At 62.8% G+C, this 11,865-nt stretch carries 10 protein-coding genes, 1 tRNA gene and 1 pseudogene; 6 read left to right on the forward strand and 6 right to left on the reverse strand.

All coding sequences use genetic code 11. The features are described 5' to 3' along the window. Window positions 1-98: 98 nt before the first annotated feature. Together RIN13_RS07010 and RIN13_RS07015 are read right to left on the reverse strand one after the other, a co-directional pair. Window positions 99-836 carry a hypothetical protein gene (locus tag RIN13_RS07010; RefSeq protein ID WP_309106614.1) on the reverse strand — a complete coding sequence of 246 codons (738 nt, stop codon included), beginning with the start codon at window positions 834-836 and terminating at the stop codon, window positions 99-101. Continuing rightward, the gene (locus RIN13_RS07015) at window positions 833-1,570 is read right to left on the reverse strand and encodes a hypothetical protein (protein ID WP_309106615.1); all 738 of its coding nucleotides are present in this window, start codon (window positions 1,568-1,570) and stop codon (window positions 833-835) included. The genes RIN13_RS07010 and RIN13_RS07015 overlap by 4 nt, the downstream gene beginning before the upstream one ends. A 167-nt stretch (window positions 1,571-1,737) precedes the next feature. Between RIN13_RS07015 and RIN13_RS07020 the strand changes: the two genes are divergently transcribed. Continuing rightward, complete coding sequence (locus tag RIN13_RS07020) at window positions 1,738-3,438, forward strand: ABC-F family ATP-binding cassette domain-containing protein (protein ID WP_309106616.1); 1,701 nt, start codon at window positions 1,738-1,740, stop codon at window positions 3,436-3,438. Beyond that, a complete protein-coding gene (locus tag RIN13_RS07025; protein WP_309106617.1) occupies window positions 3,435-5,348 on the forward strand; it encodes an ABC transporter ATP-binding protein in 1,914 nt (637 codons plus the stop codon). Before RIN13_RS07020 ends, RIN13_RS07025 begins: the two co-directional genes overlap by 4 nt. On the opposite strand, the gene RIN13_RS07030 is transcribed toward RIN13_RS07025, so the two are convergent. From RIN13_RS07030 to RIN13_RS07040, 3 genes are all read right to left on the reverse strand, one after another. Next, window positions 5,345-5,746 carry an NUDIX domain-containing protein gene (locus RIN13_RS07030; protein WP_309106618.1) on the reverse strand — a complete coding sequence of 134 codons (402 nt, stop codon included), beginning with the start codon at window positions 5,744-5,746 and terminating at the stop codon, window positions 5,345-5,347. The two genes, RIN13_RS07025 and RIN13_RS07030, sit on opposite strands and share 4 nt — an antisense overlap. Further along, the gene (locus tag RIN13_RS07035) at window positions 5,743-6,237 is read right to left on the reverse strand and encodes a DUF6314 family protein (RefSeq protein WP_309106619.1); all 495 of its coding nucleotides are present in this window, start codon (window positions 6,235-6,237) and stop codon (window positions 5,743-5,745) included. Before RIN13_RS07035 ends, RIN13_RS07030 begins: the two co-directional genes overlap by 4 nt. Before the next feature lies 1 nt (window position 6,238). After that, window positions 6,239-6,311 (reverse strand) — tRNA-Arg (locus RIN13_RS07040). An 86-nt stretch (window positions 6,312-6,397) separates the two neighbouring features. Here RIN13_RS07040 and RIN13_RS07045 point away from each other — a divergent pair. After that, the gene (locus tag RIN13_RS07045; protein WP_309106620.1) at window positions 6,398-7,156 is read left to right on the forward strand and encodes a DUF998 domain-containing protein; all 759 of its coding nucleotides are present in this window, start codon (window positions 6,398-6,400) and stop codon (window positions 7,154-7,156) included. A gap of 9 nt (window positions 7,157-7,165) precedes the next feature. On the opposite strand, the gene RIN13_RS07050 is transcribed toward RIN13_RS07045, so the two are convergent. Continuing rightward, window positions 7,166-7,792: a hypothetical protein gene (locus RIN13_RS07050; RefSeq protein WP_309106621.1), complete on the reverse strand. Its 627-nt coding sequence runs from the start codon at window positions 7,790-7,792 to the stop codon at window positions 7,166-7,168. A gap of 96 nt (window positions 7,793-7,888) precedes the next feature. On the opposite strand from RIN13_RS07050, the gene RIN13_RS07055 reads away from it, so the two are divergent. The 3 genes and pseudogenes from RIN13_RS07055 to RIN13_RS07065 all read left to right on the forward strand — a co-directional run. Beyond that, a complete protein-coding gene (locus tag RIN13_RS07055) occupies window positions 7,889-8,677 on the forward strand; it encodes an inositol monophosphatase family protein (protein ID WP_309106674.1) in 789 nt (262 codons plus the stop codon). A 111-nt stretch (window positions 8,678-8,788) separates the two neighbouring features. Beyond that, window positions 8,789-11,314: a DNA helicase PcrA gene (gene pcrA / locus RIN13_RS07060; RefSeq protein WP_309106622.1), complete on the forward strand. Its 2,526-nt coding sequence runs from the start codon at window positions 8,789-8,791 to the stop codon at window positions 11,312-11,314. A 74-nt stretch (window positions 11,315-11,388) separates the two neighbouring features. Beyond that, window positions 11,389-11,865, forward strand: a pseudogene (locus RIN13_RS07065) (hypothetical protein); the annotation flags it as partial.

Here is an 11,865-nt window from a genome sequence, read left to right on the forward strand (position 1 = left end):
TGCATCGGAGCAGATTATCCCTACCCCGACGCCGCTACAAAATGTTCACACATTCATGATTGTTTCACGTTCTAATGATTTTGTGAAAGTCCCTGCGATTACTTTTCGGTAAATGCCCTCAGCGATGGCTTCGCCCGCCTCAGCAGGACCCTGCCGATCCAAATGCATGCCAGTCCAGCCATGAGGGCCAGGACGGCTGTGTAGTTGATGACCGGCTGAAGAAATCCAAGGGAATCCGGGATGACGGGGAACAGCATGCCCAGGATCAGTGCAAAGAATCCAAGAGACAGCAGGGCGGCCCCGACGCGAACGGCGCCCGGCAGTGACTGGGTCACAGCCGTCAGCGTCGCTGGTAACAGGCACACCGCTACATACGCCGGATAGAGCCGCCCGGCAGCAGCGTAAAAACCGATGAGCAGGCCGTTTTCCGGGCTCCTGCCGGGAAGGGCCGCCAGCCCGGTCGAGGAACCGGCGGTGTCCGCGAGGAGAAAAAGAACAACGGTGGCTAGCATGATGAGGGCAAGAACCCCCACACCAACAGGTCCGGTGAGGCGGCGCAGGGCCCGGGAGTCATCGAATGCCTTGGCTACGCCACGTCCAGCAAGGAAGACGGTCACATAGATAATGAACCGGAGAATCAGGTTGGCGTAGTTTTCGGAACCCAGCCAGGAATCCACGGCCATATACGGCTCGTCGATGCTCAGGAGGATCGCCAGCGTAGCGAGGACAAAGATTGCGAACAGCGAGCGGTTACGGCCCCGGACGGCGCTGGGGATCCGGGCCACAGCCAGAGCACTACATACCGACAGCGTGGACCACTGCAGGATTTCGATCATCCGAGGTTCTCCCAAATTTTTTCTGTTCGCTCATGGTCCTGTTCCTGGCGGCGCAGTGTCCTGCCGATGGCTTGCAGCCGGTCTCCCGCCAAGGAAGCGAGTTCCCCGTCAGATAAGCGGGCCAAAGCCCGTTGCCGCGCATCGGGGGCCCACCCCGCCTCCTCTTCCGTGATGAGGCCGGTTGCGACCAAACCACTCGTCGGAGCCACACCCGCTGCCACCGCAGTTGCAATCGCCAGCTCCGGGGTCAGCCGGTTGGCCGTCAGCTGGGCAGAATAATTTTGGGGGGCGATACCGGTAGCGGCTGAGACCCGGTGCCTCAACTCGCCGTCGTCGATGGCGTCCACCCAGTTCCTTACGGAGGTTGTGTGAGGCGCGGGGATGAGCGGCGGCTGCGGCGCCGGAGGCGCTCCCGGATCGTCCGGGATTGAACGCGCAATCACCGCATGCAGCAGATCAGTCGTGGCAATCTGGCTGACCAGCTCCTCCGGCCGCGGAAGTGGTGGTTCCCTGCGCAGGTCTGCGAACGTGTCAAAGACGGCAAGTGCAGTCACGGGGTTGATGCCGACGGCGCGGCTGACGCTGACGAGCGTTGATTCGGCCACTTTGCCACGAACCAGTTGCTGCGCCAGGGTGGTGCGCTTGATGCCCGATATGCGGCTGATATCGGCCATGCTCGCCGATGGTGCAACTCCTTGGAGCCATCGTTGGAAAGCCTTGGCGGGGACTGGCATGGACGGCTTCCTGCATCGGGAGGAGTGCCCGGCTTTGCGCCGGCGGGATGTATCAACTATGCTAGATGGTCGAACCCGTTGGTCCGTACACCCCCCAAGTCCGGATCAACGGGTTCTTCTACGTCCGGATGTTTTCCGCCGTTTGGTGGCGGTGAGAGGATGGACCAATGACTGCAACCCTTGTTGCCAAAGACCTTTCCGGCGGTCACGATCACCGCACCCTTTTCTCAAATCTTTCCCTCACTGTGGCACCGGGCGATGTTGTAGGAGTAGTAGGAGCCAACGGAGCCGGCAAATCGACGTTGCTCCGCCTTCTCGCCGGTGTGGATCAGCCGCAGGACGGCACCGTCAGCCTGGCGCCGTCGGATGCCTTTGTCGGGTGGCTGCCGCAGGAGCATGAACGGATAGACGGTGAGACCGTCGGCGGTTACATTGCACGCCGGACCGGCTGCGCTCAGGCGACTGCGGCCATGGAGTCGACGGCTGAAGCCTTGGGATCCGGAGCGCCAGGATCCGAGGACGCCTACTCGCTGGCCTTTGACCGCTGGATGGCGTCGGGGGCAGCGGACCTCGAGGAGCGCATTCCTCCGGTCCTGGCCGAGCTCGGCTTGGACACCGGGACAAATGCCCACATGGCAGGCCTATCGGGCGGCCAGGCGGCACGCGTCGCCCTCGCTGCTCTGCTGCTCAGCCGTTTCGACGTCGTCCTCCTCGACGAACCCACCAACGACCTGGACCTTCACGGACTCGCAAAACTTGAGGCGTTTGTGCAGGGCCTCCGTGGGGGTGTGGTTCTGGTCTCCCACGACCGTGAGTTCCTGGCCCGCTGCGTTACCACCATCGTGGAGCTGGACCTGGCCCAGAACTCAGTCTCCGTCTACGAGGGCGGCTATGAGGCATATCTTGAGGAGCGCGCCGTCGCAAGGCGGCACGCCCGGGAGCGCTACGAGGAGTTTGAGTCCACTAAAGCCGATCTGGTGTCGCGCGCCCGGACGCAAAGGGAATGGAGCTCGCAGGGTGTCCGGAACGCCATGAAGAAAAGCCCGGACAATGACAAGATCAGGCGGGCAGCCAGCACCGAATCTTCGGAAAAGCAGGCGCAGAAAGTGCGCCAAATGGAATCGCGGATCGCCAGGCTCGATGAAGTGGAGGAGCCCCGCAAGGAATGGCAGCTCCAGTTCAGCATCGGGCAGGCTCCGCGCTCCAGCTCCGTTGTGGCCACGCTGCGGGACGCAGTAGTGCAGCAGGGGGAGTTCACCCTGGGCCCGGTTAACCTGCAGCTTAATGCGGGGGAGCGGATCGGGATAACCGGCCCGAACGGCGCCGGGAAGTCCACCCTTTTGAGGCTCCTCCTGGGGTCACAGCAACCTTCTGCAGGAACAGCGTCCATGGGCGCCTCGGTGGCCATCGGTGAGATTGACCAGGCCCGTGGCCTCCTCGCCGGACATCTGACGCTCTCCTCCGCAGTGGAGGCTGTCCTTACTGACATGACCCAGGCTGAGGTCCGAACACTGTTGGCCAAGTTCGGGCTCAAAGCGGATCATACGTCCAGACCGGTCGACTCACTGTCCCCAGGTGAACGGACCAGGGCTGCGCTCGCCCTGCTGCAGGCGCGGGGAGTTAACCTGCTGGTCCTTGACGAACCCACCAACCACTTGGATCTTCCTGCCATCGAGCAGTTGGAGGAGGCTCTGGAAAGCTACGACGGCGCTCTTCTGCTGGTCACCCACGACCGGCGCCTGCTGGAGAATGTCCGTCTCGATGTGAGATGGCACGTACTGGACGGCAGGGTCACGGAATCTTCCGGGACCGCCTCTATCGAAAGCCCAGGAGACCGCCCCGCCGCAAGAACTGGCCGTAACCGATGAGCATGGACGGGGTGGCCTGGAGCTCCCTCTACAAGATCACCCGGGCCTCAGGCGGCTCCAGGTCGTTCTCCAAGGAGACACTGAAGCGGGTCTTCGGCTTTGCCCTGCCGCATCGTCGGAAGCTCATTGTCTTCGTGCTGCTTTCGATCGTCATGGCGGTCCTGGCTGTGGCGACTCCGCTCCTTGCAGGCCAGGTGGTGGATGCGATCATCGCCGGAGTTGAGGCTTCGGTAGTGATCTGGCTCGCCGTGCTGATTGCCGCCGTCGCTGTGGCGGAAGCGGGCATCGGCCTGCTGACCCGCTGGCTTTCCTCCACTATCGGCGAGGGCGTGATCGTTGACCTTCGCACCAGGGTTTTCGACCACGTCCAGAAAATGCCGATCGCGTTTTTCACCAGGACGAGGACCGGGGCGTTGGTGAGCCGGCTCAACAACGACGTGATTGGCGCCCAAGCCGCCTTCGCCGGAACCCTGTCCGGCGTGGTGAGCAACGTGGTGGCGCTTCTGCTGACCCTCGTCGTGATGCTGGAGAAGTCCTGGCTGGTTACAGTGCTGGCCATGGTCCTGCTGCCGATCTTCCTCATCCCGGCCCGCCGGATGGGGTCGAAGCTGGCGGACCTTCGGCGCGAAGCCGCCGAGCACAATGCGGCCATGGGCACACAGATGACCGAACGGTTCTCGGCTCCCGGCGCCACCCTGGTGAAGCTCTTCGGGCGCCCGGACGAAGAGTCCCGCGAATTCGCCGTCCGCGCAGGTCGTGTCCGCGATATCGGCGTCCGTACCGCCATGCTTCAGTTCACGTTCGTGACCGCCCTGACGCTCGTCTCAGCCCTGGCACTCGCATTGGTATACGGGCTGGGGGGCTGGCTCGCGCTCGGCGGCCAGCTGGCCGCGGGCGACGTCGTCGTGCTGGCACTGCTGCTGACCCGGCTTTACGCGCCGCTGACGGCCCTTTCAAACGCCCGCGTCGAGATCATGAGCGCGCTGGTCAGCTTCGAACGCGTCTTTGAAATACTGGACCTCAAGCCCCTTATCCAGCAGAAACCCGACGCCGTTGAGGTACCGCCGGGACCGGTGGCCGTGGAGTTCGACGACGTCCGGTTCGCCTACCCATCCGCGGACAAGGTGTCGCTGGCTTCCCTCGAGGACGTGTCCACCCTCGACAGCCGGGGCGGGGAGGAAGTGCTGCACGGCATTAATTTCCGGGTGGAGCCCGGCCAGACCGTAGCACTCGTAGGATCTTCGGGAGCAGGTAAATCCACCATCGCCCAGCTGCTCGCCAGGCTGTACGACGTCGATTCCGGCGCCGTGCGCCTCGGTGGCACCCTGCCCGGCACCGGAGTTGACGTCCGCGACGTCACTTTCGATTCGATGCGGGCGACATTGGGAATGGTGACCCAGGACGGGCACCTTTTCCACGAAAGCATCGCCTCCAACCTTCGCCTTGCCCGGCCGGAGGCCACAGAAGACGACATGTGGGACGTGCTGCGCCGGGCGCGGCTGGAATACATGATCAGATCCCTGCCGGACGGACTGGACACGGTTGTGGGGGAGCGCGGATACCGGCTCTCCGGCGGCGAGCGGCAGCGTCTGACCATTGCCCGCCTGCTCATTGCACAGCCGCGGGTGGTGATTTTGGACGAGGCCACAGCTGCCCTGGACTCCACCAATGAGGCAGCAGTCCAGGCTGCGTTGGGGGCCGCACTGGAGGGACGCACCGCCGTCGTGATTGCCCACCGACTGTCCACGATCCGTGCAGCGGACATGATTCTGGTGGTTGAGGAAGGCCGAATCGTGGAACGCGGGACGCATACCGAGTTGCTTTCAGTCGATGGCCGCTATGCCGAGCTCTATCACACGCAGTTCGCAGAGGCCCACGCCGTTGCCGAAGAGGCCGTTCCCGAGCTCTAGGTGGTCCCGTACAGGGCCGGCAGGATGTGGTCTGTGAGCAGCGGAGCCAGATCCTGCGGAAGCTCGGCGGTGAGATCGAGCCAGCGTATCTCCGCAATTTCTGCTGAGGGGTGGGCCGACCAGACGCCCGGAGCGGTATAGACAGTAGCCTCGATGTCCGTGGCGGCCTCATTCGCAGCTGCTGCGATCCAGACCCCCATGAGCCGAAGGTGCTCGGGCGGCACGGCGATCCCAACCTCCTCAAGGAGTTCACGGGAAGCAGCCTGCGCCGCGGTTTCCCCCTGTTCAGGCTTGCCACCGGGATGCATGAACTTGTCCGTGCCACGCTTGCGGACAGTGAGCAGGCGCCCGGCGTCGTCGAAGACACAGACGGCGGAAACCACAATGCGCGGTGTCATCGCCCGCCTCCGGCGCCTGGCACGACGGCGCGGCGCAGCACCGACTGGAGCAAGAGGTTCTTCGTGGGACCGCTGACGTCCCAGCTGTAGCGGTATTCGTCCCGGCTGACCAGCGAATAATTCACTCGATAGGTATCGGGATCGCACCAATGGAGTTCAGAGTCATCAGCGGTGAGGAAACTCATCCGGTGGAACGGGCGTCCGTCCGGAAAGAAAACCTCAAGGGTGTCCGGCCTGTCAGAGGCGTGCAGAACATACTCACGTTGCGCAGGGCCTGTGAAGGGTTTGCCGCCAGGAGCCTCCCACTGAACGGTTCCTTCTTCGCGGTAGCGGAGGGCGTCGTCGTCGGCTTCTATAAAAATTGCTACGCCGGTGAAGGTGCCGCGGCTGTCCGCGGACCGGTCCCACAAGGTGCGGTCCACCGACCAGGAGCCCAAAAGATACGCGCGCAAATTTACAGCGGAAGCGGCGTCCGGCGTGTGCGAGTTCAAGTGCCCTCGATTGGAATCGAACCAACGACACCGGCTTTAGGAGAGCCGTGCTCTATCCACTGAGCTACGAGGGCGGGCGTCCGAACCGGCCGGCACGAGGCCATCCTGTTCGGGCACGGTTACAAGCATACAAGGTGCTGGCGCGTACTACGCTCTTGGCATGAGTTCTGCCCCTTTGCCGGCCGCCGCCCTTGTGTATATTCCTGATACAGCCTCGACACGGCAATACATCGGAGCCTGGTCCATTCTCAGTGTCCTGCAGTATTTCGCGGCGGAATCTGCCGTCATCGGTGCCTGGGCAGGCCCACAGCCGTATGATCGCCGAACGGCTTTTATCAGTGATCTGGGCGCGGTGACCTGCGGAGTCTTCGATGGCCGGGCTGTTTGCTCTCCGCTGCACCTCCTCATGAATGTTTCATTCTTTGTCCAAGGGCTTGGCATTCTGCTGGGCGCGCTGCTGCTCAGTTCAGGATTGCTGTGCGTTGCGGCCAGGCCGGGGGCACCTGCGCGGCCGGACGAGAAACCTTGGCACGCGGCCATAGTGGTCCGGCTTTTCATGGCGACAGCGGGGGCCGGAACAATGTTGGTGGGGCTGGTTCCGGAGGACGTTGGATCTCCACTGCATTTTGCCGGGGCTCTGATGTTTTTCATCGCCGGTGCCTTGGGACTGACCACTCTTGGTGCCATCTGGCGCAGCAAGACCCCGCTGGCATGGTTCATCCTCGGCTGCGGAGTGGTGTCCCTCTCTGCCCTCGTGGTGGGTGGCCTGACACGGATGGATGTCCCTGAACCCGGGACCTTGGAACGACTGATGGGGTATCCGGTGACCGTTGGCCTGGCCTCAGCGGGCCTGGTGATCGCCCAGCGTGTTCACGAGGAGCGCAAGGTGCGCAAAGCCATGCGGATGCAGGCTGAGTAAGCGGGCCTGCTATTGCTGTTTGCGGGGCTTCTGTCCAAGGAAAGACGCAACGGCGCCGGCCAGCAAGCTCACCAAAAACAGCACCCAGCCGGCCATGGTGAGCGTGGAGGCAAGTGCAACAGCACCGCCGTCGAGCGTTGACATCGTCATCATGGAATCGATGGCCGCATTGCCCCACAAGCGGACAGCCACGAAGAGAAGGGGGATTGCCCAGAGGGCCCAGCGAAGCGGCTTGCGGGCCACGTTGGTGCCGATCAGCAGGAGCCAGGTAAAGCCGAAAATGAGGGGAAACAGGGTTCCAGCCGTCTTGTGGAGGTAGTTGAGTTGCCCCACGGCATCCCTATCCATGGACTGGCGCAACTGCTCCACGTACGAAGTGTCAAAGCCGCCGAAGAGGGAATCAGGCATAGCCAGCCCGCCCGAAAGCTGGGTCAGCTGATTGAGGGTAAGCAGGTGCAGGTACCAAAAGAGGAAGAGGCTGGCCACCAGCCCGGCAATGAGGATCAGGTTGCTGTTGTTCTGCGCTCTCTGGGGGGTACGCGCAGTGCTGGGGTTGATGACAGCTGGAAGATGGTGCTGGGGGATTTCAGCCTTGGTTCCGTGCTTCTTGATCCGCTGTGCGGGTGTTTTGGCCATGGCTCCATTATTGCCCGTGCCGATAGGCTGGGACGCGTGACCGAACTTGGAAGACACAAACTTGGCAAGCACAGCGCCGCGGAACTTTCCACGTCCATGGACGACTACGAGCTCGCAGAAGCCCTGGTCCGGGAAGCCGGAACTCTCGCCCTGATGATGCGCCAGGGCGGGCTGGAAGGCCAGCGTAAAACGTCGGTTTCCGACGTCGTCACGGCAGCAGATCACGCAGCTGAAGCCTACGTGCTGGAGCAGCTGCAGCGCTGCCGGCCCGAGGACGGAATCCTGGGGGAGGAGGGGACTTCAATAGCCGGAAGCAGCGGACGGACCTGGGTGATCGACCCCGTGGACGGCACCTACAACTTCCTCCACGGCTCGACGTATTGGTGCTCCGCTATCGCGCTCAAAGACGCATCAGGAGTGGTGCTGGGCGCGATTTTCCAGCCGGAGGAGGACAAACTGTGGCTTGGCGGGCTTGCCCGGACTGCAACGCTGAACGGTGAACGCCTTTCCACCTTTCATTCCAACGGCGCGGGGCGCTCCGGCACTCCCTTGGCTGAACTTGGCGCTGCCACATACATCCACCCCGGATGGCTGGCGGACCCGATGTGCGCCATGCCGTGGCACGCTGCCGCCACCTCCGCGGCCGCCCTTCGGATGCTCGGCTCCGGCTCCTGCGACCTGGGCCGCGTGGCTGACGGGCAACTGGGCTGCTGGTTCCAGCACAGCTGCCCCGAGTGGGACTGGCTTCCGGGGAAAGCGATCGTCCGGGCCGCCGGCGGCTCCGCTGATACGGTTCGGGTCAACGGGCTGGACTGGTTTATGGCCGGAGGATCGACGGCGGTCCGCGAGCTCCGTGAGGCGTTGTTGTCCGGCTCGGTCGGATAGAACCGCGGGCCGAAATTGCTGCCGGGAAGCGGAGCCTGAACGGGAGTGATTCGGGCCAGGATTGCCTGTGCGAACTTGCTGTCGGCCCCACCGCCTAGACTTGTACCCATCATGGATATGTTGTTTGACCCGTACGCGGACGGTCCTTTCAAAGCTGCCTCACATCCGGCTGCACTCACTAAAGTGCGCGCCGGCAGCGGTGGTTCGGCGCCTGAAAATGGCGGCGGCAATGAACCTGAAAGGGACGGCGGAAGCCACATTTCAGGGGAGAAAACCTCGCGGGAGGGCAGGCCCAGGAATCCTGACGCCGCCGAACTGCTGCAGGGGCTCAACCCGCAGCAGGAAGAGGCCGTTAAGCACTCGGGCGGTGCCCTTCTGATCGTTGCCGGTGCAGGCTCCGGCAAGACACGCGTCCTCAGCAACCGGATCGCCTACCTCATTGCCACCCGCCGTGCCCATCACGGGGAGATCCTGGCCATCACCTTTACCAACAAGGCGGCTGCGGAGATGCGTGAACGCATTGAGGCGTTGGTAGGCGGCAGGGCCAAGACCATGTGGATTTCCACCTTCCACTCCTCCTGCGTGCGGATTTTGCGCCGTGAGGCACCCAACGTCGGCCTGAAATCCAACTTCTCGATCTATGACTCCGCGGACTCGCTCAGGCTTATCACCCTTGTATCCAAAGGGCTGGACCTCGATCCCAAACGCTTCGCTCCCAAGGCCATTCAGCACAAGATCTCAGCACTTAAGAATGAGCTCATCGACGCCGACTCCTACGCATCCAGCGCCAACTACAACGACCCCTTCGAACAGGCCGTTGCGGAGGTTTTCAAGGGGTACACGCAGCGTCTGCGCCAGTCGAACGCCATGGACTTCGATGACCTCATTGCCGAGACCGTCTACATGTTCCGCGCCTTCCCGGCGTTGGCCGAGTCTTACCGGCGGCGGTTCCGGCATGTTCTGGTGGACGAATACCAGGACACGAACCATGCCCAATATGCCTTGGTGCGCGAAATCGTGGGGGAGGGAGAAGGGGCAGCCGAGCTCACCGTGGTGGGTGATTCCGACCAGTCCATTTATGCGTTCCGCGGCGCAGATATCCGCAACATCGTGGAGTTTGAGAACGATTATCCGGATGCCCGCACCATCAAGCTGGAACAGAACTACCGCTCCACTCAGAACATCCTCAATGCCGCCAACTCGGTGATTTCCCGCAACCCCAACAGGCCTGAGAAGAGGCTTTGGACGGCAGAGGGCGACGGTGAGAAGATCATCGGCTATGTGGGTGAGAACGAACACGACGAAGCCCAGTTCATTGCCAAGGAAATCGACCGCCTCCAGGACGAGGACAACCTCCGTCCCGGCGACGTCGCCATTTTCTACCGCACCAACGCGCAGTCCCGCTCCATCGAAGATGTCCTGGTCCGCGTCGGGTTGCCCTACAAAGTGGTCGGCGGCACCCGGTTCTACGAACGCAAGGAGATCAAGGACGCGCTCGCTTACCTGCGGGTCCTGGTCAACCCGGACGACGACGTCAACCTTCGCCGCGTGCTCAACGAACCCAAGCGTGGCATCGGCGATCGCGCTGAGGGCGCAGTGGCAGCGTTGGCCACGCGCGAACGGATGTCCTTCATGGCTGCGGCCAGGCGCGCCGAAGAAGCACCGGGCATGGCCACACGGTCCGTCAACGCAGTGCTCGGGTTCGTGAAACTCCTTGATGACCTTTCAGTAGTTGCAGCAGGTTCCGGCGCGGCCGCAGCCCTGGAAGCCGTCCTCGAGCAGACCGGTTACCTGGCCGGGCTGCGGTCCAGCACTGACCCGCAGGACGAGTCCCGCGTGGAGAACCTTGCGGAACTGGTCGCCGTCGTACGGGAATATGAACGTGACAACCCCGAAGGTTCCCTGGAGGCCTTCCTGGAGCAGGTTTCGCTGGTGGCAGACGCCGACCAGATCCCCGACGCGCCGGGAGCCGATATTGACGCCGCCGTGGCGGAAGCAAAGCGGCTCGGAGTGGTTACCTTGATGACCCTTCACACGGCCAAGGGGTTGGAGTTCCCGGTGGTTTTCCTCACCGGCATGGAACACGGGCTGTTCCCGCACCAGCGCTCCGCCACTGATCCCAAGGAACTGGCTGAGGAGCGCAGGCTGGCGTACGTAGGCCTGACCCGGGCCCGGAAGCGCTTGTATGTGACCCGTTCGGAGGTCCGCAGCATGTGGGGCCAGAGCCAGTACAACCCGGCCAGCCAGTTCATCGAGGAAATCCCCGCCGAACTCGTGGAATGGCGACGGGAAGGTTCCATCCGGCAGTCCGGAGGCTGGGGGAGCAGTTCACCCATCGGTTCGAGCCGCTACGGCGGATCATTCTGGGGCGCGGGGACGTCCCGGGGCGCGGAAGCCGGCCCAACTGCCGGCTTCAACGCCGACGTTCCGGCCGCCGTCGCCAAGAACAGGGTGCAGCCGCAAAAGGAAGTTGTTGCCGTCAGTGTCGGGGACAAAGTCAATCACACGAGTTTCGGCAATGGAACGGTGCTCGCCGTGGAAGGCGCCGGGGACAAGACAGTGGCAAAAGTGAAGTTCGACGTCGGCGAGAAGCGCCTCCTGCTGCGGTACGCTCCCTTGACCAAGCTGGACGCCTGACCGTCTTTCCAAGGGCATTGTGGGGGAGTGCCAACAGGCATACAGTCAGCTGAGGAACGCTAGGGGGCAATGGTGTGAAGATTCTGCTGGCCAGCCAGGCAATCGCGGGGCACTTCAATCCCATGACGGGAATCGCCAAACGCCTGAAAGACGGCGGGCACGACGTCGGCTTTTACACTGGCAAAGTGTTCGCGGGGAAGCTGGCTGAGCTCGGCGTCCGGCACTTCCCTTTTGACCGGGCCATTGAGCACACGGCTGACAACCTCAATGAGCTTTATCCGCAGCGGGCCAAGCTCAAAGGACCGGCAGCCATCCGCTTCGATGCAGAGCGGATCTTTGCCAGCAACGCTTCGAGATTCTTTGAGGATATCCGGGACGTCCAGAAGGAATTTCCATTCGATACCGTTGTCATGGACGGTTCCATGTTCATCCAGCGGCTCGTCGGCACCTTGCTGGGCAAGCCTGTCGTCAGCTTCGTCGCGGTGGGAAACATGGAAAGCGACCCACTCGTCCCCCCTCTGTTTTTCGGCTTCTCACCCGCAAAAACACTT

Origin of the sequence: Arthrobacter sp. (assembly GCF_031179985.1) — a bacterium.
GTDB lineage: Bacteria > Actinomycetota > Actinomycetes > Actinomycetales > Micrococcaceae > Arthrobacter.

Bases quoted from the DNA above. Each gene is read 5' to 3' on its own strand.
- RIN13_RS07010 (WP_309106614.1), bottom strand. From the start codon at position 836: ATGATCGAAATCCTGCAGTGGTCCACGCTGTCGGTATGTAGTGCTCTG.
- RIN13_RS07015 (WP_309106615.1), bottom strand. From the start codon at position 1,570: ATGCCAGTCCCCGCCAAGGCTTTCCAACGATGGCTCCAAGGAGTTGCA.
- RIN13_RS07020 (WP_309106616.1), top strand. From the start codon at position 1,738: ATGACTGCAACCCTTGTTGCCAAAGACCTTTCCGGCGGTCACGATCAC.
- RIN13_RS07025 (WP_309106617.1), top strand. From the start codon at position 3,435: ATGAGCATGGACGGGGTGGCCTGGAGCTCCCTCTACAAGATCACCCGG.
- RIN13_RS07030 (WP_309106618.1), bottom strand. From the start codon at position 5,746: ATGACACCGCGCATTGTGGTTTCCGCCGTCTGTGTCTTCGACGACGCC.
- RIN13_RS07045 (WP_309106620.1), top strand. From the start codon at position 6,398: ATGAGTTCTGCCCCTTTGCCGGCCGCCGCCCTTGTGTATATTCCTGAT.
- RIN13_RS07050 (WP_309106621.1), bottom strand. From the start codon at position 7,792: ATGGCCAAAACACCCGCACAGCGGATCAAGAAGCACGGAACCAAGGCT.
- RIN13_RS07055 (WP_309106674.1), top strand. From the start codon at position 7,889: ATGGACGACTACGAGCTCGCAGAAGCCCTGGTCCGGGAAGCCGGAACT.
- pcrA (WP_309106622.1), top strand. From the start codon at position 8,789: ATGGATATGTTGTTTGACCCGTACGCGGACGGTCCTTTCAAAGCTGCC.